Below are 24,232 nucleotides of genomic sequence, written 5' to 3'. Positions count from 1 at the left end.
GCCGGGCTCGAGGGAGCGCCGCGTCAGCGGCTCAGGAAGAACGCGAGCACCCCGAGCGCCAGCCCGATCACGAGCGCCAGCGGCACCGCGAGCCGGACCAGCCACAGGTCGGTCGGGCGCGGGGGCGGCCGGCGATCCCGCCGGGCCACGAGCGGCGTGACCTCGATGACGTGCTCGGCCGCGGGCCGCGCGGGGTACGGCGGCGGCGCGGCGGCGACGGGCGCCCCGGGGCCGCGCGGCGCCTCCGGCCGGGGGGACGGCGCGCGGGCGCCCGACGGGGAGAAGAGCGGAGCGAAGTCCTTGCGATCGTGGATCACGACGTCGCTCGCCGGCGGATCGCTCGACGGGGTGCCGATCCGCCGCGCCTGCGGGAGCGTGCGCGAGAGGTCCTCGGGCGTCGGCCCGGCGGGCGGGTCGTGCCGGAGGGCGCCGCCCGGCAGCGTCGCGGCGCGCGACGAGATCGCGCTCGACGCCGGCCCCTCCGTGAGCGCGCCCTCGCGGAACATGGCCTTCGCCAGCACCTCGCCCCGCTGCGCCGGCGGCGGCAGATCGATCTCGCGCAGCGGCGGCGCGGCCGTCATCGTGCTCCGGATCGACACCGGCATCGCCGACTCGACGGTCGGTGCGTCCGCGAGCGCGCTCGTCTGGGCGGCGGGGAGCAGCGCGTCCGACAGGTGGGGCAGGAGCCGCTCGAGCTCCTCGCGCAGCTCGCGCGCGCCCTGCTGGCGCTGGCTCGGCCACTTCGCGAGCGCGGTGAGGATGATCGCCTCCAGCGCGGGGTGGATCTGCGGCAGGAACAGGCTCGGCGCGGGCGGCTGCTTCCGGAGGTGATCCATGGCCACCTCCCAGACGAGGGACGTGGGCGGGAAGGGGAGCCGGCCGGTGACGAGCAGGAACAGGAGGATCCCGCACGCGTACACGTCGCTGCGCCCGTCGACGGGGTCGCCGCGGCACTGCTCCGGGGACATGTACGCCGGCGTGCCGACGACCATACCGACCGTCGTGACCGAGCCCCAGACGCTGATCGGCGCGCTGTTCGGCCCGTCGTCGCCGGCCCGGGCGCCGCCCTCGACCATCTTCGCGATCCCGAAGTCGAGCACCTTCACGCGCTCGACCGACGGATCCGCCGGATCCCGCAGGATCATCACGTTCTCGGGCTTGAGGTCGCGGTGCACGATGGCCCGCGCGTGCGCGGCGGCGAGGGCGTCGGCGATGCCGATCAGGATCCGCACGGCGCGGGCCTCGGAGAGGCGGCGCTCGGCGAGCAGGACCTCGAACAGATCCTGCCCCGAGACGAGCTCCATCACGATGTACGGCAGGTGGCCTTCCACCCCCGAGTCGAGGATCTGCACCGTGTTCGGGTGGCGGAGGCGCGAGGCTGCCTTCGCTTCCCGGTAGAAGCGGGTCATGAAGGTCTCGTCGCCGAGGAGCTGCGGGTGCATGATCTTGATGGCGACGTCGCGCGGCTCGCCGTCCTGCACGCCGCGGTAGACCGCCGCCATCGCGCCCTCGCCGATGAAGCCCGTGACGCGGAAGCGCCCCGCGATGGTTCGGCCGATGAGTTCCGGGCCCGCGCTCATGAGCGAGACTGCACCATAGAGTCCTCTGCGTCCTTCTAGAAGGGCTACCCCAGGCGTTCGCGATTACGGCCTCGCCGGCGCGGGCCGGGGGTCGCCCTTCGTCCCGAGGATCGCCTCGAGGATCGGCCGCGATCCCTGCACCGCCGTGCGCTGCGAGTAGAGGTGGAGCCCGCGCAGACCGCCGAGCTCCTCGCCGCCGCCCGCGCGGCCCGGGCCGCCGTGGATCGTCTGGGGGAGCACGGTGCCGGGGCCGGGCGCCTGATCGGCGACCTTCTCGCTGCCGAGCAGGACGCGGCCGTGGTACGGCGCGACGCCGAGCAGCACCTCCGCCGCGAAGGCGCGGTCGTCGCTGTAGACGGCGCAGACGAGGCTCCCGCGGCCCCGGCGCAGCAGGGCGACGGCGTGCGCCGCGCCGCCGTCGTAAGGAAAGAGCGTCGCGACCGGGCCGAAGACCTCGTGCTCGTGCGCCGCGGGCGCGCCGTCGGGGCCGCGCGCGACGAGCAGCGTCGGCGGCACGAAGTACCCCTTTCCGTCGGGAACGCCGATCTTCTCGAACGGCCCGGTCCCGCCGAGCGCCACCGACGCCCCCGCCGCGAGGCGCTCGATGCCCGCGCGCACGCCGCGGAGCTGCTCGGCCGTGGTGAGCGGACCGACGGTGACGCCGTCCTGCGCGGGATCGCCGACCCGCGCGTCGCGGAGGCGGTCGACGAGGTCGTCGCGCACCGCGTCGACGACGGCCGCGGGCGCGAAGATGCGCCGGATCGCCGTGCACTTCTGGCCGGCCTTCTGGGTCATGTCGCGCGCGACGTCGCGGAGGAACATCGCGTACGTCTCGGAGCCGGGGGCGGCGTCGGGGCCGAGGACCGCGCCGTTCAGGCTGTCGGCCTCCACGTTCACGCGGACGCTCTCCCGCGCGAGGCCCGGCAGGAGCCGGAGCGCCGCGCCGGTGGCGCTCGATCCGGTGAACGCGAGGACGTCCTCGCCGCCGAGCTGCGCGAGGAGATCGCCCGGCGGGCCGGCGACGAAGGAGAGCGCGCCGCGCGGGAGCGGGGCGCGCTCGGTGAAGATCTTCATCAGCCGGAAGGCGACGAGCGCCGTGCTCGTCGCGGGCTTCGTGAGGACGGGCATGCCCGCGAGGAGCGCGCAGGCGGCCTTCTCCGCGAGCCCCCACGCGGGGAAGTTGAAGGCGTTGATGTGCACCGCGACGCCGGGGCGCGGGACGAGGATGTGCTGGCCGAAGAACCGCGGCGAGCGCCCGAGCTGCACGCCCTCGCCGTCCGCGAGCAGCCGCGCGTCGCCGAGCTGGGCGCCGAGGTCGGCGTAGTAGGCGAGCGTCCCGATCGCGCCGTCGACGTCGAACTTGGCGTCGCCGCGGGTGTTGCCGCCGTTCTGGATGGCGACGTCGATGAGCGCGTCGCGGTGCGCGTGCGCGGCGCGCGACATGGCGCGGAGCAGCTCGCCGCGCTCCGCGAACGTGAGCGCGCGGAGGGAAGGCCCGCCCTGCGCGCGCGCGAACGCCACCGCGGCCGCGAGGTCGAGCCCGTCCGTGCTCGTCTCGGCGAGCGGCTCCTCGGTCGCGGGGTTGACGAGCGCGTGCGGCGCTCCCTGACCGGCGATCCACTGCCCTTCGACGTAGCTCTCGAGCCGCTCCATGGGGCGCGTAGCCTACTCGCGCGGTCGCTCGGCACAACCCCCACGCGGGACGGATCGCCGCCTCGCCGGTCGCGCGGAGCACGCGCTCGGCCGCGTCGCGCGGGCCCTCGCGTCGCTTCGTTCCCTGCGCGAGGTTACTTGCAGGAGGCGGACGCGAGCAGCGCCGAGATCTTCGCCTTCACCACCTCGAACTCCCGCACCGCCAGGTCGATCTCGGCCTGGCGCTGCCTGCGGCCGGACTCGACGAGATCGAAGCTCGTCACAGTGCCGGCCTCGAACGCGACCTGCGTGAGGCGCGCGGTCTCGCGCGCGAGGTCGCGCGACTGCTCGGCGACCGCGCGCGCCTGCTCGGCGACGGCGACGCTCCGGACCGCCTGCGTCGAATCGAGCTCGGCCGCGCGCTCCGCCAGGCCGATGCGCGCCCGCTGCTGCTCGACGAGCGCCCGGTTCACCCGGAGATCGCCGTAGCGCGCGCCGCCGTCCCAGATGGGGATGGTGAGCACGGCGCTGATGGACCAGTCCCACGACCGCCGGCTGATGCCCTGATCGTTCCCGAACTGGGTCTGGGCCTGCAGCGTGCTCGACAGCTCGGCGTACGGGGCGAACGCGAGCTTCGCGTCGGTGAGGTTGCGCTCGGCGATCTCCAGCTCGGCCCGGGCCGCGCGGACGTCGGCGCGCTGATCCGAGCGCCCCTTGGCGCACTGCGACTGCATATCCGCCGCGATCCCGTTGAGCGAGAAGGTCTGCGGGACGCCGACCTCGCCGCGCTCGCCCAGCACGGCCCCGAGCGCCTCGCGCGACCTGCGCAGCGACTCGTCGCCGGTAACGAGCGTCGCGCGGGCGAGCGCGACGTCCTGCTCCGCGCGGACCACGTCGAGCTTGGTGCCGGTGCCGAGGCGCTCCCGGCGCCGCGTGAGCTCGAGCAGCTCGAGCGCGCTGCGCAGCCCGACGCGGTTGACCTCGCTGACCCGCTCGGCCGTGACGATCGAGACGACGGCGTCCGCGACCGCGCCGATCGTGACGCGGCGGCGATCCTCCAGGCTCAGCTTGGCGACCTCGACCGACAGGTTGGCGGTGCCGATGCCGTACCACGCGCGCGGGGCGAGGATCGGCTGGCTGAGCCTCAGCGACGCCGAGGCGCTGGTCCCCTGGGGCGTCAGGCCCGCCGGTGCGCCAACGATCGTCTCGTCGCCCGCGAGGTGGTGGGTCAGGTTGCCCGTCGCGTCGAGGCTCGGCAGCGCCGCGGCGAGCGCCCGCCGCGCGATGCCCTCGGCGCGGGCGACCTCCTGCACGGCGACGACGAGATCGACAGAGCGCTGGTCGATGATCGCGCGCGCCTCGTTCCAGCTCGTGAGCGTGCGCGCCGGCGGCGGGACGGGCGCGAGCGCCGGGTCGTTCACCTCGATGCGCCGCAGCGCCGGCGCCGCCGCGGGGGCCGCCGCCGCCGGGGCCTGCTGGCCCGGCCGCCCCGGGGGAGGCGCCGGCTGCGCGAGGGCGACGCCTTGATGAAGGGCGAGGAAGGCGAGGGTGCGGACAGCGACCATGCGGAGCCGGCGACGGGGCATGCGCGACTCGATGCGCTGTCCATCGCGCGACGACAAGCCCGAAGCGGACGGGGGCACTGTCCGGGCCTGCGCGCGTGTGCGAAACCGTAGGTGAGGGCCAGGGGGCAGGCCAAGTGATGGCGACGGAACACGGATGCGCCACTATTCTGGATCACCGATGCCAAGCCGGTTGCCCCCGAATGACATCTGCCTCGGCTGCGGAAAGAGGCGGCGATGCGGCGCCGCGGATCCCTGCGCCCGCTGCGGCGAGCCTCCGCGCCGCGCCGTGTGGCGACGGTCCAGACAGCACGGCGCCTCGCCGAGGATCGAGCTGTTCCTGAGCGCGATGACGAGCGGCCTGCTGCTTGCGTACACGGCGCTCTACCTGCTGCTCCTGACCGGCCTCGCCGAGTCCGCGGACAGCTCCCTCGTCTCCGCGACGCTGTTCGTCGCGATCCTGGCGGTCGGCATGAAGCTCTCGCGGTGGATCGTGCGCTCGCTGTTCGAGCTCTGGGGCACCACGTGGTCGTACTGCTCCGCCGACGGCGCCCGCCGGGGCACCGTGAGCACGCTCTTCGGATGGTACGGCGCCGGCGAGGGCGTGAGCCTGACGGAGTTCCGCCCCACGAGCGCGGGCTCGACGCTCTTCTGCTCGGCGGACGCCATCGACGCGGGGCTCCCGGCCGTCGCCGCGAACCTCTCGCGCATCGCCGGCGCGCAGGGCCGCGATGCGTTCTCGCCGTTCGAGGTGCTGATGCTCAGCGCCTTCACGGGCCTCGTCGCGCGCGGCGAGGCGACCATCAGCCGGGCCACGGCGGTGCGCTGGCGCAAGGACTGGCTCCGCGGCGCGCGGCGCGGCGCGCCCCACGCGATCTTCACCATCGAGCGCTCCGGCGATCGCGAGGAGGGCAGCGCGATCGAGCGCGAGCTCCTCTCCGCCATGCAGGCCAAGGCGGACGGCCTCGCGTCCGTCTTGGAGCCCGCGCGGCCGGGGGGGTACCGCGACGCCGCGTGGCGGCCTCCGCCCGTGCGGCTCTGCATCGACGAGGTGCTGCGCCCGCGCGCGCTCGCGCTGGCGGCGCGGGCGCTCCGGAAGGAGCCCCGCGGCGGCGCTCCGGTCGCGGTCGCCGCGGCGCTCGACGAGTTCGGCAAGCGCGACCCCGCCCGGATGAGCCACCTCCGCGTGCTCCTCGCGGAGCACCGCCAGCGCGCGCTCTCGGCGTGAGCCGCCGCGCGGCGCTCAGTGCCAGACGCCGATGCCGGCGCTCACGCTGTCGTAGCGGGGCGCGAAGTCCATGGACGCCTGCAGCGTGTAGGCGACCTCGGGGAGCAGCCCCCAGAGGGTCGTCGACAGCACGCGGATGTCCGCGCCGAAGGTGAAGTGCTGCCGTCCCAGGCGCCCGCTCCCCAGGCGGCCGTAGCGGTTCGGCTCGTAGTAGCTCCCGAACCGCGTGTGCACGCGGCCCGGGATCGGCTCCGTCTCGATCCCGAACCGCGGCGAGAAGCTCACGTGCGCGCCCGAGGTGCCCACCACCGAGGCGTCGTTCTCCCTCTCCGGCTGGTGCTGCGCCAGAAAATGCTCGAGGCTCACCCCGTTCGACACCGCGCCCGTGACGAGGAGCTCCGCGGTGATGAGCAGGTGCTCGCGCGGCCAGTTCCAGTAGCGGGCGCGCCGCTCCCTCTGGAGGACGTCCGGCCCCGCGGCGAGCTCGCGCTCGTCGGCTTCGCGCTCGCGCGCGCGCTCCAGCGCGAAGATCCGCGCCCGCCGGGCGCGCTCCTCCGGCTCCACGATCGCGCCGAGCTGGCGCTCCCGCCGCGCCTCCCGCGCGGCTCGCCTGCGCGCGATCGCGTCGCGGAGCTCCCGCTCCTGAGCGCGCGGGTCGATCCACGCCGGGTTGAGCGGGCGCGGCCCGACCTGCACGGCGAGCCCGATCTCGAGCTCCCACGGGAGGACGACCTCGTCCGGCAGGATCAGCCCGCCGGCGCGCCAGACCTGCCCGTCCACGACCACGTCCTCGCCGAGCAGCCGGCCCGCGTTCACCGGAAAGCGAAACGTGGCGCCGAGCCGGTAGGACGCCCAGTCGGGGCGGAGGAGCATCCCGAGCTCCGGGGAGATGCCCGCGATCGTCAGGTCGCTCTGCTCCGCGCCGAGGCTGAGCGTCACCGCGCGGGCGCCGGCGCCCAGCACGAGCGCGTCGCCGAGCAGGCGGACTCCGCCGAGGAAATGGTACTTGCCGGTCACGACCGTGGTCTCGACCCCGTCGGCGTCGCTCAGCGAGTACCGCTGCAGCTCGGCGTTGACCCCGACGCCGAAATCGCCCGCCTGGAGCTGGCCGCCGAGGGTCAGGTACACGAAGTTCGAGTAGTCGAGGTCGATGTCGCCGCTGTTATCGAAGTCGTTGTTCTCGAAGAGCTCGATGGGTATCGAGATCGACGCGGCGACGTCGGCCTCGAGCCATTTCACGCTGAAGGGCTCGCGGACCGCGGGCGCGGCGGCGTTGGCCACCATACCGGCGATTCCCTCGGCGTAACCGGCGTAAGCGCCGGCGATCCCGGTCACACGCAGCGGCGCCAGGATCGGCCCCTGGAAGAGGTCGATGGTGTAGGCGTTGTCCCGGAGCGGCTGGGCCGGCGCGGCCTGCGGCGGGCCGAGGACGAGGGCCACCGCGGCGAGCGCCGCAGCGGGGCGGCGGGCGGCACGGCGCGCCGCGGTCATCTCGGTCACCTCGCGCTGCTCCGGTCCAACAGCATCTCGTCGCGCCCGCGGCGAGGTGATAGCACTGGCCCGCACGGAAGGGACCGCGGAAGCGAGCCCGACCTGCATTGGCCGGGCCCGGCTCCAGGGCGCCCCGGCTCGCAACCTGAGCGACATCATAGAGCGGCCCGCGCGCCTGGCCGCGCGCCACCCGCGCACAACTTCCCGCCCAAGGAATCGCAGCTCTCATGCCCGCCCAAGCACCCGCGCCCATCGCTCCTGCCCCGGCCGTGCCAGGGACCGAGGCGCGATCGCCCGGCGGGCGGCGGCGCCCCGGCGGGCCTCGCGCCCGCGGCCGGCGCATCGCCCTGGTCGCCTACTACAGCTTCGCCGCGCTCATCATCGTCTCGTGCACCCTCCAGCTGATCCGGCAGGTCTTCTTCCTGCCGGCCCGGCCGTCGCCCTACGGGAGCTGCGAGGAGGGCCTGTTGGCGCTGGTCCGGGCCGTCGAGCGCGCCAGGGAGGCCGCCCCCGGGACCGACGGGGAGGACGCCGCCCTCGCCCGGTTCCGGAGCACGCTCGCTCCGGCGTGGACCTACCGGGACGGAGTCGCCGTCTCGTGCCGGGGCTCCGCGGAGAACGAGCGCGCTCTCGACGCCATCGAGCGGCTCCGCTATGCGGAGGAGCACGCAGCGCGGCGCGAGGCAGGCGATCTGGCTCCGCTACGGCGTCGGGTCCGGGCGATCGTCGATGGCCAGCTTGGGCCCGTGTCCCCGAGATAATACCCCGACGCGGCGATCACGCAGGACGATATGACCGACATGACCGTTCCTTCTCCCCCTGCCGCAGTGGCGGGTGAAGCGCCGACCGGCGAAAAGCCCCAGCCGCTTCCCACATTCGATGTGCTGCCCCTGTCGTCCGAGCTGCGCGAGACGCTCGCGGAGATTGGCTACGTCCACCCGACGCCGGTGCAGCTCGCCGTGTGGGAGCCGGTCACGCGCGGGCGCGACGCGGTGGTGCAGGCGCGCACCGGCACCGGCAAGACGGCGGCCTTCGGGCTCCCGATCGTCGACCACGCCGTGAAGCGCTCGCTCGCGCAGGCGCAGGTGCTCGCGCTGTGCCCGACGCGAGAGCTCGCGGTCCAGGTCTCCGCGGAGGTCGAGCGCCTCGGCAAGCGCAAGGGCATCAAGGTGGTCGCCGTGTACGGCGGCGCGCCGATGCAGCGGCAGATCGACGCGCTCGCCGCCGGCGCGCAGGTCATCGTCGGCACGCCGGGCCGCGTGCTCGACCACCTGCGCCGCGGGACCATCGTCGCCAAGCACATCCGGCTGCTCGTGCTCGACGAGTGCGACGAGATGCTCTCGATGGGCTTCGAGCGCGAGCTCACCGCGATCCTCGCCGAGCTGCCGCCGGAGCGGCAGACGCTCCTGTTCTCGGCGACGCTCCCGCCCGACATCGAGCGCATCGCGCGCAGCAAGCTGCGCTCGCCCGAGTTCATCACCCTCTCGGGCGACGCGGTCGGCGCGCTCCAGATCCAGCACTACGTCTACCTCATCACGGGCGACAAGCTGACGTCGCTGATCCGCATCATCGAGGTCGAGAACCCCGAGAACGCGGTCGTCTTCTGCAACACAAAGGACGAGACGGAGGCCGTCGCCGGGGCGCTGAAGCGCCAGGGCTACGACGCCGACTGGCTGAACGGCGATCTGCCGCAGTCGGATCGAGAGAAGGTGATGAGCGCGACGCGCGAGGGGCGCCTGCGCTTCCTCGTCGCCACCGACGTGGCGGCCCGCGGCATCGACATCTCGCACCTCACGCACGTCATCAACTACGATTTCCCGCAGGACGCCGAGGCGTACGTGCACCGCACCGGCCGCACCGGCCGCGCGGGGCGCACCGGCACGGCGATCGCGCTGATCACGCCGCAGGACGTCGGGCCGCTCTACATCCTCCGGCTGACGTACAAGATCCGGCCGCTCGAGAAGCAGCTCCCCACGGAGGGGGAGCTCAAGACGCGCGCCGAGGCCGATCTCGTCGCGATGCTCGCCGAGGCGTTCCTGCCGAAGGGCACGCACCCCGCCGATCTCTCGCTCGCGCGCCGGCTGCTCACGCACGACCAGGCCGAGGCGATCGTGGCGGGCCTCCTGCGCGACCACCTCGGCGCGCGGCCGACGGCGCAGGAGGAAGCGAGCGCGGCGCGGCGCGCCCAGCAGCCGCAGCGCGCGGCGGCGCGCGAGGGCGCCGAGCCCTCGACAAGGCCCGAGCCAGCGGCGCGCGCGAGCGCGCGGGGCGAGGGGCGCGCGCCGCGCGACGCGATCCCGCGCGCGGCCGACTCCGCCGATCCGCGTCCGCCGGAGACGGAGCGCAGCAGCGAGCGCGATCCCGCGCGCGAGGGCGATCGGGACCGCGGGCGGGAGCGCGATCGCAGATCGCTGCGCCTCCGGCGGGACGAGGGGCGGCGCGGGCCGCGCGGCGCGGACGCGCCGGCCGGGGACGATCTGCGGCTCGATCCGCGCCGGCCCGAGGTGACGAGGGCGCGCGACGAGGGTCCCGTCTCGGTCGAGCCGCTCACGCGGCCGGAGCCGCTGATGCGGCTCGAGTCGCCGCGGGGCGAGGGCGCGCCGGGTCGCGGCCCGGCAGAGCGCCTGCGCGACCGCCCCGGCACCGCGACGCTGCTGTCGGCGCGCCGAGGCCCTGCCGCGGCCGGCGTCGCCGCCGCACCTGGCCGGCCTCAGGGCGGTGCGCCGGGCCAGCCGTTCTCCCGCCATGCCGACTTCACCATGTGGCAGCCGCCGGAGGAGGAGGGCGACGACGAGCCGATCCTCGGCGAGCCGCCGTCCCCGCCGCCCGGCTCGCCCGCGTCGCGCGGCGGCGATCGCGAGCGCGTGAGCAGCGCTGCGCCCTCGCCCCCCGGCGAGCCCGCGGTCGAGATCGAGAGCGGCGAGCCCGGCGAGGCGCCGCGCGCCGAGCCCTCGCGCGACGAGACGGACGGCGAGTTCGTCGAGGTCTTCATCAACCTGGGTCGCCGCGACGGCGCGCGCGCGGCTGATTTCCAGCGCGTGCTCATCGAGCAGGCCGGGATGTCCAAGGGCGACATCCGGCGCATCCGGGTGCGCGAGCGCAACGCGTTCGTCAGCGTCCCGAAGGCGGATCTCGCGCGGGTCGTGGCGGCGCTGAACGGCGCGACGATCGCGGGCAAGGAGGCGCGCGCGGAGCAGGCTCGGGAGCGCACGTCAAGCGCCGAAGAGGTGACGGAGGACGCCTGAGCGCGGCGCGCCGCCGGGCGTGTCGGTCCGCCGTGACGAGGCGGCGGACCGGGCTCCGCGCAGGCGCTCCCCGCTGTCCCCGCGCGCGCCAGACTCCGCCCGCCGGCGTACGTCGGTGGGCGCTCGCGTGCGACGCCGTTCAGGCGGCGCCTCCCGGCGCGCAACGCGCTAGCCAAGCTCGCCCACTGGTCGTATCACGGAACGGATGGCGCGAAGTGGAGCGGAGGATATCGACCGGCTTCGACGGGACATCGATCGAGCGCTTGCTGACAAGCTCGACGCGGACAGGGTCCTCCCGCTGCTCGCGCGCCTGGCCCGCGCGACGGCGCCCGGCAGCGAGCCGTGGCTCTATGCGCACCGCCACCTCGCGGAGATGGGCGTCGAGCACGACCCGTGGCGCGCCGCGCTCTTCGCGCGCCGCGTGCTGCAGTTCCACGAGGAGGACGACGGCGCGTGGGCGGTGCTCGGCCTGGCGCAGTCGCTGCTCGGCAACTACCGCTACGCCGCGCGCGCCTACGAGCGCGCCCTGGCCATCGCGCCCGAGAACCCGTGGTACGCCCACAACCTGGGCCACCTCTACGACGTCGCCCTGAACCGCCCCCAGGACGCCTTGCCGCTCCTGGCGCAGGCCACCGAGGCGCAGACGGGCGAGGCCGACATCGCCGCGAGCTACGCCCACGCGCTCGCCCGGTGCGGCAAGCTGGTGCTCGCGAAGAAAATTTTGAAGCGCGCCATCCGCCACGGGGCGACGGCCGACCAGATGGCGCTGTGGCGCTGGCTCGACGCCGGCGCGCCGACCACCGGCGAGAGCGGGCCGGACCCGCGGCGCCCGGCCGACTCGAAGCGCAAGGCCAAGCGCCGGCGTGAGCGCCAGAGCCTCGGCGACTGATCGACCGGCGCGCTTCTCCGCGCAGAGCGCCCCACGCGAGGAACCTCACGTGCGTTCGGACCTTCCATCCGCTCACTCGAAGCGGAAGCCCAGGTGCTCGGCGACCGATCCCGGCCGCGCTGCGGTGCGGCAGAGGACGTCCGTCGTGACGCAGAGCAGGGCGAGGTTGTATGGGCACGGGCTACCTCGTCTGGGCGACGGCGGATGCCGTCGCCACAAGCGACACGCACGGCCGACGCGAAGCTTGACGGTAGGTTGCCCGGTTAGCGATAAGCTGTGTTTCTCGACTGGTGCTGGACACGGTCCCCGTGCGGGCGAGGGCACCCTGCGAGGAGAAGACATGAGCGTTACGAGCGTGCAAAGGACGGACAGGACGGCGGAGCGCCAGGCGCACTCCGCGGCCGTCTCGTCCGGCCCGCGCGGCTCATCCTCCCGGTGCGCAGATCTCGGGCGAGCCTGCAAGGCGGCTCGCCGCGGCGCGCATCGGAGAGATGCGCTGCCCAGCGCTGCGTACGGCGAGCGCGGGCTCAGGACGGAGAGTTCGCGATGAGCGAAGAAGCTCTGCGGCAAGAGGTTGCGAGGCTCACGGAGCGCATCGTGACGCTCGATCGGCAGATCGAGGGGCACGAGCGCGCGGCGAAGGAGCAGGCCGCGCAGCTCGACCGGGCGATGCGCGAGGCGCGCGAGCGCAGCGAGCAGCTGGCCCGCTCGGAGGACGAGCTGCGGCGGCAGGCTGGCATCTTCAAGCTCGTGCTCGACAGCATGGCGGACGGCGTCGCCGTCGTGGACCACAAGGGCGAGCTCCTGATGCGCAATCCGGCCGCGGAGCACATGCTCGGCCGCGCGCCGCTCGACCTCGCATCGGGCGACGACCCGGGGCCCGGCGACGCCACGCTGTTCTTCCCGGACCAGGCGACGCCCTGGCCTGCGTCCGAGCACCCGCTCGCGCGCGCGCTGCGCGGCGACACGGTCGATCAGGTGGAGCTCTTCGCGCGGAGGTCCGCCGAGCACGACGCGCGGCTCGCCCGCCGGCATCAGGGCATGCCGGGCAGCGCCATGCCGACCCTCGCCCCCGCCTCGGGGCCGCAGGGCGATGACGCCGAGCCGCGCTCGGTCCGCTTGCCGCCGGTGTTCGCCGATGCGCGCATCGAGGCCGGCCCCGCGACGGGGCTGTTCCTGACGGTGAGCGCGAGCCCGATGCGGGGCAAGGACGGCTCGATCTCCGGCGCCGTCGCCGTCTTCCGCGACGCGACCGAGAAGAAGCGCCTCATCGAGGATCTCGAGGGGAAGAACCGCGATCTGGTCGAGAGCGAGAGCGCCAAGAGCGAGCTCGTCGAGCGGCTCCGCTACGCCATCGACGAGATCTCGACGCCCATCCTCGAGCTCTGGGACGACGTCCTCGCGCTGCCGATCATCGGCGTCGTCGACTCGCGCAGGAGCGCGCAGATCATGGAGCGGCTGCTCGACGAGATCGTCCGTCGCCAGGCGCGCTACGTCATCATCGACGTGACGGGCGTCGAGGTGATCGACACGCAGACGGCCGACCACTTCATGAAGCTGATGAAGGCCGTCGAGCTGCTCGGCGCGCGGTGTCGCATCACCGGGGTCAGGCCCGCGGTCGCGCAGACGATGGTGGAGCTCGGCATCAACCTCGGCACCGTCCGCGCCGCGCGCAACCTGAAGCACGCGCTGCGCGAGAGCCTGGCGCTCGCCGGCCAGAAGCCGACGCTCTCGTCCCTCATGGGCGGCCGTCGCGGCGCGGCCAACGGCGACGAGAGGCCGGCAGGACAGCCGTTCACCTCTGGTGGCACGCAGGCCGCATTCGATCCGTCGGGCAGCGGTCCGATGACCACGTCACAGCTGCAGCTCAGCGCGAGGAAGGAGACGTCCACTTGATGCAAGCGGGTAGGGTCCCCATCGTGGGCCTCTTCGGGAATTTAATCGTCTCGGTGCAGGGTGGGCTCACCGACGGCCAGGTCGAGCAGCTGCGCGACGACGTGACGGGGTCGATCGAAGCGCGCTCACCCCGCGGTCTCATCGTCGACCTGTCCGGCGTCGAGATTCTCGACAGCTATCTCACCCGCGCCATCCGTGACATCGCGCTCACGGCCCGGCTGATGGGTGTCCGGACGGCGGTGTGCGGCCTGCGTCCCGCGGTCGCGATCGCCCTCGTGGAGATGGATCTCGAGATCCCTGGCGTCGTGACCGCGCTGAACCTGGAGCGCGCCGTCGAGATGCTCGCGCCGTCCGCCGAGGACGACATGATGCCGCCGGAGCTCACGAACGAGGTGTCGCATGAAGATCCCTCCTCGTGACGGACCGCCCTCCAGCGGCGGCGCCACGGGGCCGCCGTCGAGCCGGTCCGGTGGACCGGTGTCGACGCGCTTGCCGAGCTCGCCGCAGTCGGCGCGCGGCCCTGTGCCGTCGTCGCCGCAGATCGTCGGCCGCTCGATCACTGATCAGATCGAGACGGTGCTGGCGCAGTTCCTCTCGCCCGCGGTGAGGAAGAGCGTGATCGACTGCGGCATTCGGCAAGCGAAGGTCGACCCGCTCTACGCGCGGGAGGGCGATCTGCGGCGCCTGCTCGTCGAGGTCAAGCGCGGGGTGAAGCTGTTCGTCCGCGACCAGGCGCAGCTCGATCGGTGCATCACCGAGCTCGGCGAGCTCGATCACGCGGCCCCGGCGCCGCGCGAGATCACCATCGAGGTGCGCAACGAGGAGGACGTGCTGCGCGCGCGGTCTGCGGGCCGCGAGCTCTGCATCGAGCACCTCGTCGGCGACGTCCTGCAGACGAAGATCGTCACCGCGATCTCGGAGCTCGGGCGCAACATCGTCAGGTACGCGGGCAACGGGCAGATCGTCGTCCGCTCGCTCACCTCGCCGATGCGGGCGATCGAGATCATCGCGCAGGACCACGGGCCCGGGATCTCGAACCTGCAGGAGATCCTGAGCGGCAAGTACCGCTCGCGCCACGGCATGGGCGCGGGTCTCCGCGGCACGAAGGCGCTCATGGATGCGTTCGATGTCAAGACGGCGCCCGGCGCGGGGACGACCGTGACGGTCAGGAAGTATCTCGGATGACGATCGCGATCGGGACCGCGTGCTGCGTCGCGGCCGGCGAAGAGGTTGCCGGCGACGAGGTGGTGGTGATCCGGCAGGCACCCTGGGTGCTGATCGGCCTCGCGGACGGGCTCGGCCACGGTCCTCACGCGGCGCAGGCGGCCTCCGCCTTCTGTCGCTACGTGGAGGACCACGCCTCGATGCCGCTCGAGGATCTCCTGACAGGGGCAGGGGAGCACATCGCGTCGACGCGCGGCGCGGCGGCGGCGCTCCTGCGCATCGACGAGAGCGCGGGCGAGCTCGAGTTCTCGGGCGTCGGCAACATCGCGATGAAGGCGATCACGCGCACGGCCATGCCGATCTTCTGCTCCGCCGGGATCCTCGGGCGGCGCGTGCGGCGGCTCCGCAGCTTTCGCTTCCCTGTGGCCACGGGCGATGTCGTCCTGCTGCACTCGGACGGCATCGCCAGCGGCTTCGATCTCGGCGCGTTCCGCGACCTCGATCCGGAGGAGATGGCGCGCCGGATCGTGGAGGTCCACAAGAAGTCGTTCGACGATGCGACGTGCGTCGTCGCCGTGCTCCGCGACAGGGGCGCGGCGTGACGCAGCGGACCCCGCCAGCCTTCAGCATCCCCGTCACGCGCGAGGAGGATCGCTTCGCCTGCGCGGCCGAGGGCGCGCAGATCGCGCGCTGGGCGGGGCTCTCGGAGCGCGCGCAGCACGAGCTCGCGATCGCGATCGCCGAGCTCGTGTCGAACGCCGTGCGCCACGGCGGCGGCGGCAGCATCAGCATCCGCGCGATCCGCGAGGACGCGCAGGCGGGGAGCGGCCGCTGGGGCGTCGAGGTGATCGTGCGCGACTCCGGCCCCGGCCTGGATCCGAAGATCGCGATGCTGGAGGACGTGGGGCCGAAGAGCGATCGCAGCCCGTCCTCGTCGAACTCCGCGCGGCTTGTGCCGAGGATGCCCGGTCAGGGGCTCGGCCTCGGGCTCGGCGCCGTGCACCGGCTGATGAGCTCCGTGGTCATCCGCTCGGCGCCTGGCATCAGCACCGAGGTGATCGCCATCAAGTGGAAGTGAGCGGCGACGCCGGTCGCCCTGACGCCGCGGCGCGCAGGCGCCCGCAGCCGTTCTCGCGTGCGGACGTGCGGACGGCCGCCGGCGTCAGTTGAGCTCTTTCTCGGTCCGCTCGTTCTGCTCGGCTTCGAGGAACGTCGCGGTGATCTCGCGCTCGAGCGCGAGGTTGATCTCGCGGTCGAGCGCCTCGACGCTGCCCGCGAGGCGCGCGACGTTGAGGGCGTAGACGAAGACGCGCGCGCACGGGTGGACCTCGGCGCTGCCGCGGAGGCCGCGCTCGCGCTCGTCGGCGTCGAGGCCGTCGAGGAGGACCAGCGCGCGCGGATCGACCCCCTCGGCCACGAGCTCCATCCCGGGCACGTCGGAGATGTAGAGCTCCGCCCCCTCGACGTAGCGCCGGAGCACGGGGTTGAGCGCGGCGATCGTCTTCTCGGCGAGCGCCATGAAGCCGTCGCGGCTCGGCGCCCAGGGGGGCATGCCGAGCTCGACGTCGAGCTCGCGCGAGCGCAGGAAGGCCTGCGTCGCCCCGCGGACATCGCCCCGCTCGTCGCGGATGAGCCCGAGGTAGTAGTGGGCCTCGGCATGCCGCGGATCCTTGAGCGCTGCCTCCTCGATGAGCGCGGCGGCCTTGTCGGCCTGGCCGATCTCGTAGAAGGCGCGGCCCACGAGGAACGTGTGGTTCGGGTTGTCGTAGGGGCCCTCGGGGATCCTGGCGGCGACCTGAGCGGCCTCGTCGAGATCGCCCTTGCCGAGGAGCGCGTCGAACTTGAGGAGGAGCGCGTCGATGATCTCCTCATCGACCTCGGCCAGATCGAGCGCCTGGTCGCACATCTCGATCGCCTGATCGAAATCGCCGAGCGGGTGGATGTACACCTCGGCGGCGTTGAGCATCGCCTCCAGGTAGGTGTCATCGAGGGCGATCGCCTGGCGGTACGCCTCGATGGCCTCCTCGCCCTCGCCCTCGAGGGCGGCGACGAAGCCGAGCAGGTTGTGAGCCTCCGGCGAGTTCGGATCGAGCTCGAGCGCCCGCCGGGCCGATGCCTCTGCTCCGCGCGTGTCGCCACGCTGGACAAGATCCCACCCGCGATCGAGGTGCGCCGAGAACTGGTCCATGGCGGCTCCACAAGTGTGCGAAGGGGGCTCCAGAGTCAAGAGGGAGCCCTGTCAAAGCGACCGTTCAAGCTGTTCCAAACACGACCCGCCCGGATTTCCAGCGACGAGCCCGGCGCTCGCCTGGCGGCAGGCGGCCGGTCGTCCGGTCGAGGCGAGGAACCGCGGCCGCTCGCGCGTGGCCCGCTCATTCGTGGATGGACACGAGCGTCCCGCGGTTCTCCGGCGTCGACCAGACCCCGTGCCAGCCGCGGGGCAGGCTGGGCTCGCTCCAGAAGAAGACCTTCTTCGCGTCGAGCGGCGAGAGGTTCACGCAGCCGTGGCTCATCTCCCGGCCGAAGTTGGAGTGCCAGAAGGCGCCGTGGAACGCGTACGACCCGTCGTAGTACGCGACGAACGGCACGTCCTCGATGCTGTACGGCAGGTCGCCCGCGACCGTCCCGTCGCCATCCATCGTGGTCGCGATGTGCTTCTCGCGGATGCGGAACACCCCCGTGAGCGTCGGGTGGTCCTTCTTCTTGTCCTTCGAGCGCCTCCCCGGGGAGATGAGCGCCGCGAAGACGGGCCTGTCGCCCTCGACCGCGACCAGCGTCTTGCGCGACACGTTCACGTCGATCCACTTCTCGCCCGGCGCGAGGTCCGGCGGCGGGGCGCCGAGCTCGGTGTACGTCCCGTCGGCGCCCTTCATCCACCAGCCCTCGGTGGTCTTCCGGTAGACGACCGACCTGTGCTTGTGGGACTCCCCCGTGAGGCCGAACGCCGCGAAGCGCTCCAGCGAGCCGGCCACGGAGACCGACTTCATCTCGTCGTCGAACCGGTACTTGCTCGCCGACTTCGCGAGGATGAAGCCGACCGACTTCGCGCCCTCGGGGAAGTCGATGCCCTGCGAGGACGGCGGCTTGATGACGTACATGCGGTCGCTCGGCGCGACGAGCCCCGCGGTCGTCTTGTACCAGCTGCGGCCGTTCCAGCCGAAGGTCTTGTCGACCGCGACGAAGAAGCCCTTCACCATCCGCTTCGCGACCGTCGAGTCGGCGTCCTTGTCGAGATCGGCGAGCGTGACGTTGAGCGGCTTGCCCTTGTCGTCGACGTTCTCCCACCACGGCTTCTCGGGCTCCTCCTCGACCGGCGCCGGGGCGATGCCGAGCGACGCGGCCGCGGCGACGGCCGCCGCCTTGTCCTCCGTCGCAGATGCCTCCGAGGTGACCGCGGCCACGGGGGTCGCGCCCGCCTCGGGGGGGCTCGCCGAGCGGCGAGCGGCTGCGGCCGCGGCCGCGACCTCCTTCTCGGTCTCCTCGTAGAGCTCCTCGGCGCGCTTCTTCTCCTCTTCCTTCTTCTTGCGCTTCGAGGACTCGAGGTACGGCTCGTAGCGCGTCATCTCGTCCTTCGAGGGGACGGAGCGGTAGAGCGGCGTGCCGTGCGTCGTGTTGAACGCGTACTTGTACGGGAGGAGCTCGTCGAGGTTCGGCGGCGTGATGCCGAGGCGGACATGCGGGTTCGACAGATCGGTCGTGGCCGACCTCCCGCAGACGTAGCCGCCGTCGAGGAGGCGGTACCAGCCCTTGGCGCAGCTCCCGCCCTTGATCGGCTTCGGATCGACAGGCACCTTGCTGCCGAGCCGGATGTAGCCGAGCCGCTGCTTGGAGAACTCCATCGTCGGGTAGACCGACGCCTGCGGCACGATCGAGCCGAGCAGCGGCCCCGTGTAGGGCTTGTCGGGCGCGGGCGGCTCCGGGGCCGCCGAGGGCTCGACGCTCGGGCTCGGGCTCGGGGCCTCGGCGGACGCGATCGCGCGGGCGGCGGACGTGGGCGACGGGCGGGGGAGGGACGACGTCCGCTCGGGCGGCGACTTGCCTTCGGTGGAGGGGCCGGGAGGCGCCTCGCCCTGGCAGCCGCTCGCCCACGCCGCCGTGCCGGCGAAGGCCGCCGCGGCGATGAACCCGAGCGCGCTCGAGACGAACGAGGTGCGCCCGGCGCCGCCCCCGGAGCGGCCGGCGTCCGGCGCAGGTTGCGGCTTCCGCGCGCCGCCGGTGCGGACGTTGCCGCTGCCGTGCGATCGTGCGGGGTCGTTCTGCCCGCGGGGTCGGGGCGCCTGAGAGCGGTTCATCGCATTCACAGCGTTGGGCGAGGACTGGCCTTCCCGATCCTCGCGGTCTGATGATCGACCCGTAGGGTCGGGTCGGCTCGGCGGTCTTAGTACCTGGTCACTCACGTGTCGATCCACTTCTCTGCGGAGCGCGCGTCCCTCGGTTCACCGCGGCGGGCGCCGGGGCAGGCGGCATCGCATGACCGTCGCCAGAGCGAACGACATGCCACGCAGCCGCGACGCGCGGCGCACGCGCGGGCGGCGCGCCGTCCGCAGCGCGGATGCCGTTCGGGCGGCTGCTGCTAGGGTACCGCCGTGGCGGAACGGACCCCGGGGCGTGGCTTGAACAACACGACTGCGGCCCGGCGCGCGGGCATGGGCACCGGGGTCATCCCGCTCGTCCGCGCCGCATCGAGGCGCGCGCTGGCGACCGCGGCGGCCGTCGCGTTGCTCCTGCACCTGCCGCTGCTCCCGACCCCGCTGTTCTCGTGGCTCGAGGCCATGTTCGCCCTGCGGGGCGAGCTGACCGACTACGACGCCGGCGAGACGATCGTCCCGATCGACCTCGACCTGCTCGCGGACGACCCCAGCGCGGTCGCCGCGGCGCCCTCCGCGACCGGCGGCGAGGCGATGCCCGGCGGGGCGGGCGTCGCGGCGAGCGCGACGCCGCCGCCCGCGCCGTCTCCCCCCGCGGCGTCGGCCAGCGCCGCGCCCGCGGCGCCGGACGCCGGCGCGCCCGAGCCGCCGCGCCGCCGGCCGCCGGGCGACGCGGGCCCGGACGCGGCGGGGGATGGGGGCACGGGCGACGACAGCGATCAACCGAACCTGCGCACCCCGCTGAGCGTCGCTGGCGCGCCGGGCAAGCTCGCGTCGAAGGACCCGAACGTACAGGTGCTCATCGCCGGCGACCGGCTGCGCAGCCACGAGCTCGGCGATTGGTTCGGCCGGATCCTGACGACCATCCCCCAGTGGCAGTCCTTCTTCCAGGACACCACCATCGACCCGATCCGGGACATCGACCACCTTCTCATCGCCGGGCCGCAGCTCCGCGACTCCAGCAAGGTCGTCGCCGTCATGGACTACCGGGCGCCCGAGGCGGCGATGCGCGCGGCCGTCGACGTCGTCGTCCAGCGATCGAACGGGTCGTGGATCGAGGACGCCCCCGTCCCCGCCGCCCGGGCCACCGCCGACCGCAGCGAGCGCATCTTCGCGATGGTCCCGAACCGGCGGCTGCTCGTGGTCCTTCCTGCTGAAGAAAAAGATCAACTATCCAAGTTGAAGTCTATGAAAGGCTTCAATAAATCGTCGACGGCGGGCATCGTCATTTCGATGCTCACGCCGGCGAACGCCTTCCGCGGGGTCCAGGCGCTGCCGCGCAGCATCACGTGGATGCGGCTCACCGTCACGCCGACCCGGGACGGGGGCGCCGACCTGGCCGTCACGGCGGGCGACGAATCCCCTGAAGATGCGCTGGTTCACGCGCAGGAGCTCACGAGGATCTTGAACGCGATCCGGAGCATCAACCTGGGGATCACGACGATCGACGTGGTGGATGAGGTCACCTTCAACACCGACGGGAAGGTCATCTGGTCGAAGCTCCACGTCACGAACCGACAGCTCAAGCTGATCATGGGCTTCGTGGAGCAGGCGCTGCGGGACCAGGCCGCAGCGCGGAGGAAGTAGCGCGTGGGCGCGGAAGAGGCGGCGCGCGGGGCGGGGGGTGGCCGCGCCGGAGGGGGCGGAGCGCCGGCCGCGGCGTCGGGGCCGCGCGGAACACTAGCCAAATGGGCGGCGTTCAGTTAATCCGACCAGCCCGCGCCGATGACGCCCGAACACTCTCCGCACGCCGCGCTCGATGAGCTTGCCGGACACCCCCATGGCGACGACCTCGCGCGGGTCGTCCACACGGCGGCGTTTGCCGCCGCGGACGAGCGGCGGACCACCCTGGAGGGCGGACTCGCGGAGCTCGTGGACCGCGCGGGCCTGTCGGTCGCCGACGCGGAGACCCGGTTCGGCAACGTGATCCGGGCGCTCGAGCGCGGCACAAGCGAGGGCGCGGGGAGCGCCACCCGGGTGCTCCTCGCCACGCTGCTCGCCCGCGGGGTCGCCCTCTCGCCGCCCGAGGGGCCGGAGGCGGAGGGGCGCGTCGCCGAGGCGCTCGTCTGGCTGGCGACGTACACCTCGGTCGACGCGCTGACCGCCCTGGACGCCGCGCTGGGCGAGCGCGCCGCGGGGCTCTGGCGGGCGGTCGCCGCGCTTGTGCGGCGCGCCGACCAAGGCGCGCTGCCGCAGCTCGGCCGGGCGGGCGCGCTGATCGCCGCGGCCGCGCTGCGGGGGAGCGCCTCGCCGGACGCGCGCGCCGAGGCCGCGGCGCTGGTGGACGAGGTGCGCGATCCGATCGTGCGCTCGCTGCTGCGCGACGCGGTGTCGCCCGGGAGGCGGCCGAGCCGCGCGCCGGGCGCCTCGGCCGCAGACGGCGAGGCCGCGCTGGGCGGCGCCGGGGCGACCGGGGACGAGGGCTCGGCGGCCGGCGGGCCGGATGCCGACGGCCGGACGCCGGGGCGGCTCGCGGGCGAGCTGTCGCCGCCGCCGCGCGGGCCGGTGGCGCTCGTGCTGCTGGCCGCGACCGGGATCCTGCTGGTGACGCATGTCGCCCGGCTCGCCGGGCGGCTCCTCCTGCGGTACCGCCGGCCCGCCTCGGTGGAGATCGGCCCGAGGGGCGTGACCGTCCGCAGCCGGACCGAGCTGTTCGGCCGGACCCTGCGGGAGCAGGAGACGTACATCCCTGTCGAGGCGCTCCTCCGCGCGACGCGCGAGGTGCGCTACCCGCGGCTCGGCCTCTACGCGGGGCTCGTCGCGCTGGGGCTGGGGACCTACCTCGGCGTCTCGCTGCTCGTCGACGGCGCGCGGGCGGGGTCGCCCGAGCTGCTCGGGATGGGCGCGCTCGTCTTCGCCATCGGCGCGGCGCTCGACTTCGGGCTGTCCCACGCGGAGACGGCGACCCGCGGCCGCTGCCGTGTGGTCCTCGTCCCGCGGAAGGGGCCGGGGGTCGCGCTCGCGGGGATCGAGCGCGCGGCCGCGGATCTCGCGCTGAGCAGGCTGCCGCGCGCCTGAAACTTGGCCGGATCGCGCCGCCTTCGCTAGGCCGATCGGGCGAGGTGATGGCGATGCGCTCGAAGACCGAGGCGATGACGGGGCTCAGGCGGATGCTGCACGACATGCTGACCGCGCGGGAGGGCGGGGAGAGCGCTCCCCGCCTGGCGCGCACGAAGGGCTACGTGGACGGCGCCATGCGCGAGCTGCTCGACAGCGGGCAGGCGACGCGGCAGGAGCTCCTGGAGCTCGTGGCCGCCGAGCGCGCGCGCGTGAGCGGCCCGGCGACGGCGGAGATCCGCTCGGCGTCCGTGTGAGCACGTGACGGCGCCGCTGCGCGGCTCACTGCGGCGCGCAGCTCGTGTTCGTGGCGAAGTCCCAGCATGCGCCGGTCACCCCGGGCGCGCCGGCGTTGACATCCGCGCCGCTGAACCCCGGGGGACCGCCGTCTCCGGCCGGGCCTCCCTCGAACGGTACATCGGCGAGCGCGGAGGTCGGCGTGACCTTGTAGGCGATGCCCACCGCATGGCCGCCTCGGCCGCCGCCGCCGGGGCCGCCGTCGCCGCCCGCGCCGCCGGGGCCACCGTCGCAGCCCTTCCGGGCGCCCGGGCCTGTATCCGCACCGACCGAGCCGCCCGCAGCGCCGTTGCCGCCGTTGCCGCCGCGCTTTCCGTCGCCTCCGGTCCCTCCGTGGCCCGCGGCGCCGACCGTGATCTTCACCTCGGTCAGCACCAGCCTGGTCCCGAGGCTGAGGATCCCGATGCTCGACCCGCCGGCCTTGCCGCCGCCCCCTCCTTTCCCCCCGCAGCCGCCGGCCCCGCCTCCGCCGCCGCTGGCGCCCACGCCGTCGTCGTACCTACCTTCGCCGGCCGCGCAGAACTGCCCCGCCTTCGCGCCGCCGCCGCCCCCTCCACCTTGTCCGCGCACCCCGCTCGTGCCGCTTTTGCCGTCGCCCCCGCTGACGCTGGCGAGCGTCAGCAGGGTGTCGCTGCCACGGTCGCCGGTCTGGCCATGGGCGCCAGGCGCGCCTTCTTCGCCGCGCGTGCAGTTGTTCAGCGCATCCGGCTGTCCGTATCCGATGCCGCCGAGGCCGTCCCCCGCGGGGTTCTCTCCCGGTAGCGGCGTGCCGTCCGTGCCGTTCTGCCCGCGCCCCTCGTCTTCCGCGATCTTTCCACCGAGTCCCCCGATGCCGCCGCGCGTCTCGCCATCGTCGCAGCTCGTCACGCCGGGCACGCCGCCATAGACGGTTCCGACGCACGTATCCGAGACGTCATCCGGCGCGCTCACGCCGTCCTGCGCCACCGCCGGCGTCTCGCCCCTCGCGCCGCCCCTCCCGTCGCCCGCGATCACGTCGACGCGCACGAGCTCCGCCTCGATATCGGCGACCGCCACGCCGATCGACGAGCCGCCCGGCTCGGTCGCGTCGGCCGCGCGGATCGCGAAGCTCTGCAGCCTCACCCCGCTCGCGTCCTCCGCCAGCGTGAGCGCCACCTTGTCCGCGGGGCCCTCGATCGCGCTCCGCGCCTGATCGCTCCACGTCCAGCCCGCCGCGCAGTCGAACCCGCCGATCACCTCGACGGCCGCCGAGATCGTGACGCTCTCCTCGAACGCCCCGCTCGAGCACGCCAGCACCCGCTTGCCGTTCGCGTTCGCGATCGCCTCCGCGAGCGACGCGTACGGCCTCCCTCTCGTACCGTTCCCTCCGGACGCCGCGCCCGCGCTCGCGAACACAGCGCACCGGTCCGTCACCGTGCTCGCATCCTGGGTCGGATCCGCGTCGCAGGTGGGGCTGGGCGTGTCGGTGCCGCCAGTCCCGGCGGGGGGGCAGTACCTGGAGTCGTCCTCGCAGTCCTCGGAGTAGGACAGCGGCCAGCATCCGGCGAGCTGCAACGCCACGGCCGCCGACGCGGCGGGGAGCACCCACAAGGAGAAAGGGATGCCGACCCTCCGCCGGCGCGCGGCGCGCCGCGCCGGGGCGCCGCCCCTGTCCTGCGCTCCGCCGGAGGGGAGAGGGGATGCGTTGCTCACCGCCTTGCTGCTCGTCCGTTCCGTCGCTCTCATCGTCCCAAGCCTTTCCTGTGACGCTTCGCTCTGCCTGCACATCGTTGCAGAAGACGCACCACGCCCTGGTGGCGCCGACCGGAGCATACTCAGTCGGCGGATCGTCGGATCAAGGGCGAA

Annotated in this window: 19 protein-coding genes; 12 read left to right on the top strand and 7 right to left on the bottom strand. The window is 73.7% G+C overall.

From position 1 onward, the window contains the following. Positions 1 to 23: 23 nt before the first annotated feature. From WMF17_RS18750 to WMF17_RS18740, 3 genes are all read right to left on the bottom strand, one after another. Positions 24 to 1,580, bottom strand: coding sequence for a protein kinase domain-containing protein (locus WMF17_RS18750; protein WP_437603438.1), 1,557 nt, complete (start codon positions 1,578 to 1,580; stop codon positions 24 to 26). 63 nt (positions 1,581 to 1,643) lie between these two features. Further along, positions 1,644 to 3,233 carry a 3,4-dehydroadipyl-CoA semialdehyde dehydrogenase gene (locus WMF17_RS18745; protein ID WP_437650640.1) on the bottom strand — a complete coding sequence of 530 codons (1,590 nt, stop codon included), beginning with the start codon at positions 3,231 to 3,233 and terminating at the stop codon, positions 1,644 to 1,646. Positions 3,234 to 3,367: 134 nt separating this feature from the next. Next, positions 3,368 to 4,798: a TolC family protein gene (locus tag WMF17_RS18740; RefSeq protein ID WP_437650639.1), complete on the bottom strand. Its 1,431-nt coding sequence runs from the start codon at positions 4,796 to 4,798 to the stop codon at positions 3,368 to 3,370. Positions 4,799 to 5,123: 325 nt separating this feature from the next. On the opposite strand from WMF17_RS18740, the gene WMF17_RS18735 reads away from it, so the two are divergent. Further along, a complete protein-coding gene (locus tag WMF17_RS18735; protein ID WP_437603435.1) occupies positions 5,124 to 6,002 on the top strand; it encodes a hypothetical protein in 879 nt (292 codons plus the stop codon). Between the two features lie 15 nt (positions 6,003 to 6,017). On the opposite strand, the gene WMF17_RS18730 is transcribed toward WMF17_RS18735, so the two are convergent. Continuing rightward, positions 6,018 to 7,493: a hypothetical protein gene (locus tag WMF17_RS18730; RefSeq protein WP_437651360.1), complete on the bottom strand. Its 1,476-nt coding sequence runs from the start codon at positions 7,491 to 7,493 to the stop codon at positions 6,018 to 6,020. Between the two features lie 227 nt (positions 7,494 to 7,720). Here WMF17_RS18730 and WMF17_RS18725 point away from each other — a divergent pair, with 227 nt between their 5' ends. The 8 genes from WMF17_RS18725 (at position 7,721) to WMF17_RS18690 (ending at position 15,765) form a co-directional block, all read left to right on the top strand. Continuing rightward, on the top strand, positions 7,721 to 8,254 hold the full coding sequence (locus tag WMF17_RS18725) for a hypothetical protein (protein ID WP_437603434.1): 534 nt from the start codon (positions 7,721 to 7,723) through the stop codon (positions 8,252 to 8,254). Between the two features lie 120 nt (positions 8,255 to 8,374). Further along, positions 8,375 to 10,738 carry a DEAD/DEAH box helicase gene (locus WMF17_RS18720; protein ID WP_437650638.1) on the top strand — a complete coding sequence of 788 codons (2,364 nt, stop codon included), beginning with the start codon at positions 8,375 to 8,377 and terminating at the stop codon, positions 10,736 to 10,738. Positions 10,739 to 10,943: 205 nt separating this feature from the next. Further along, on the top strand, positions 10,944 to 11,627 hold the full coding sequence (locus tag WMF17_RS18715) for a hypothetical protein (RefSeq protein ID WP_437603432.1): 684 nt from the start codon (positions 10,944 to 10,946) through the stop codon (positions 11,625 to 11,627). A gap of 546 nt (positions 11,628 to 12,173) precedes the next feature. Continuing rightward, positions 12,174 to 13,523: an STAS domain-containing protein gene (locus WMF17_RS18710; protein WP_437650637.1), complete on the top strand. Its 1,350-nt coding sequence runs from the start codon at positions 12,174 to 12,176 to the stop codon at positions 13,521 to 13,523. 23 nt (positions 13,524 to 13,546) lie between these two features. After that, positions 13,547 to 13,942 carry an STAS domain-containing protein gene (locus WMF17_RS18705; RefSeq protein ID WP_157906757.1) on the top strand — a complete coding sequence of 132 codons (396 nt, stop codon included), beginning with the start codon at positions 13,547 to 13,549 and terminating at the stop codon, positions 13,940 to 13,942. Then, complete coding sequence (locus tag WMF17_RS18700) at positions 13,923 to 14,708, top strand: anti-sigma regulatory factor (protein WP_437603430.1); 786 nt, start codon at positions 13,923 to 13,925, stop codon at positions 14,706 to 14,708. Before WMF17_RS18705 ends, WMF17_RS18700 begins: the two co-directional genes overlap by 20 nt. Then, a complete protein-coding gene (locus tag WMF17_RS18695) occupies positions 14,705 to 15,289 on the top strand; it encodes a SpoIIE family protein phosphatase (protein WP_437650636.1) in 585 nt (194 codons plus the stop codon). Before WMF17_RS18700 ends, WMF17_RS18695 begins: the two co-directional genes overlap by 4 nt. Next, positions 15,286 to 15,765 (top strand): ATP-binding protein, encoded by a 480-nt coding sequence (locus tag WMF17_RS18690; RefSeq protein ID WP_437603428.1) that lies wholly within the window; start codon positions 15,286 to 15,288, stop codon positions 15,763 to 15,765. Before WMF17_RS18695 ends, WMF17_RS18690 begins: the two co-directional genes overlap by 4 nt. 84 nt (positions 15,766 to 15,849) lie before the next feature. Here the strand turns inward: WMF17_RS18690 and WMF17_RS18685 are convergent, their stop codons facing one another. Then, positions 15,850 to 16,875 (bottom strand): tetratricopeptide repeat protein, encoded by a 1,026-nt coding sequence (locus WMF17_RS18685; RefSeq protein WP_437603427.1) that lies wholly within the window; start codon positions 16,873 to 16,875, stop codon positions 15,850 to 15,852. Between the two features lie 184 nt (positions 16,876 to 17,059). Continuing rightward, positions 17,060 to 18,979, bottom strand: coding sequence for a L,D-transpeptidase (locus WMF17_RS18680; RefSeq protein ID WP_437650635.1), 1,920 nt, complete (start codon positions 18,977 to 18,979; stop codon positions 17,060 to 17,062). A 294-nt stretch (positions 18,980 to 19,273) separates the two neighbouring features. Between WMF17_RS18680 and WMF17_RS18675 the strand changes: the two genes are divergently transcribed. From WMF17_RS18675 to WMF17_RS18665, 3 genes are all read left to right on the top strand, one after another. Then, positions 19,274 to 20,641: a hypothetical protein gene (locus tag WMF17_RS18675; RefSeq protein ID WP_437650634.1), complete on the top strand. Its 1,368-nt coding sequence runs from the start codon at positions 19,274 to 19,276 to the stop codon at positions 20,639 to 20,641. Positions 20,642 to 20,779: 138 nt separating this feature from the next. Next, the gene (locus tag WMF17_RS18670; RefSeq protein ID WP_437650633.1) at positions 20,780 to 22,072 is read left to right on the top strand and encodes a hypothetical protein; all 1,293 of its coding nucleotides are present in this window, start codon (positions 20,780 to 20,782) and stop codon (positions 22,070 to 22,072) included. A 53-nt stretch (positions 22,073 to 22,125) separates the two neighbouring features. After that, the gene (locus tag WMF17_RS18665) at positions 22,126 to 22,368 is read left to right on the top strand and encodes a hypothetical protein (RefSeq protein WP_437581061.1); all 243 of its coding nucleotides are present in this window, start codon (positions 22,126 to 22,128) and stop codon (positions 22,366 to 22,368) included. Positions 22,369 to 22,393: 25 nt separating this feature from the next. On the opposite strand, the gene WMF17_RS18660 is transcribed toward WMF17_RS18665, so the two are convergent. After that, positions 22,394 to 24,112 (bottom strand): hypothetical protein, encoded by a 1,719-nt coding sequence (locus WMF17_RS18660; protein ID WP_437650632.1) that lies wholly within the window; start codon positions 24,110 to 24,112, stop codon positions 22,394 to 22,396. Positions 24,113 to 24,232: the final 120 nt, after the last annotated feature.

Source organism: Sorangium sp. So ce362 (assembly GCF_051519845.1).
Classification (GTDB): domain Bacteria; phylum Myxococcota_A; class Polyangia; order Polyangiales; family Polyangiaceae; genus Sorangium.
The sequence above is the reverse complement of the archived record's forward strand: the minus strand, read 5'-3'. Positions and strand labels throughout refer to the sequence as shown.

Bases quoted from the DNA above. Each gene is read 5' to 3' on its own strand.
- WMF17_RS18665 (WP_437581061.1), top strand. From the start codon at position 22,126: ATGCGCTCGAAGACCGAGGCGATGACGGGGCTCAGGCGGATGCTGCAC.
- WMF17_RS18670 (WP_437650633.1), top strand. From the start codon at position 20,780: ATGACGCCCGAACACTCTCCGCACGCCGCGCTCGATGAGCTTGCCGGA.
- WMF17_RS18680 (WP_437650635.1), bottom strand. From the start codon at position 18,979: ATGAACCGCTCTCAGGCGCCCCGACCCCGCGGGCAGAACGACCCCGCA.
- WMF17_RS18745 (WP_437650640.1), bottom strand. From the start codon at position 3,233: ATGGAGCGGCTCGAGAGCTACGTCGAAGGGCAGTGGATCGCCGGTCAG.
- WMF17_RS18700 (WP_437603430.1), top strand. From the start codon at position 13,923: ATGAAGATCCCTCCTCGTGACGGACCGCCCTCCAGCGGCGGCGCCACG.
- WMF17_RS18730 (WP_437651360.1), bottom strand. From the start codon at position 7,493: ATGACCGCGGCGCGCCGTGCCGCCCGCCGCCCCGCTGCGGCGCTCGCC.
- WMF17_RS18725 (WP_437603434.1), top strand. From the start codon at position 7,721: ATGCCCGCCCAAGCACCCGCGCCCATCGCTCCTGCCCCGGCCGTGCCA.
- WMF17_RS18735 (WP_437603435.1), top strand. From the start codon at position 5,124: ATGACGAGCGGCCTGCTGCTTGCGTACACGGCGCTCTACCTGCTGCTC.
- WMF17_RS18695 (WP_437650636.1), top strand. From the start codon at position 14,705: ATGACGATCGCGATCGGGACCGCGTGCTGCGTCGCGGCCGGCGAAGAG.
- WMF17_RS18685 (WP_437603427.1), bottom strand. From the start codon at position 16,875: ATGGACCAGTTCTCGGCGCACCTCGATCGCGGGTGGGATCTTGTCCAG.
- WMF17_RS18715 (WP_437603432.1), top strand. From the start codon at position 10,944: ATGGCGCGAAGTGGAGCGGAGGATATCGACCGGCTTCGACGGGACATC.
- WMF17_RS18740 (WP_437650639.1), bottom strand. From the start codon at position 4,798: ATGCCCCGTCGCCGGCTCCGCATGGTCGCTGTCCGCACCCTCGCCTTC.
- WMF17_RS18750 (WP_437603438.1), bottom strand. From the start codon at position 1,580: ATGAGCGCGGGCCCGGAACTCATCGGCCGAACCATCGCGGGGCGCTTC.
- WMF17_RS18710 (WP_437650637.1), top strand. From the start codon at position 12,174: ATGAGCGAAGAAGCTCTGCGGCAAGAGGTTGCGAGGCTCACGGAGCGC.
- WMF17_RS18660 (WP_437650632.1), bottom strand. From the start codon at position 24,112: ATGAGAGCGACGGAACGGACGAGCAGCAAGGCGGTGAGCAACGCATCC.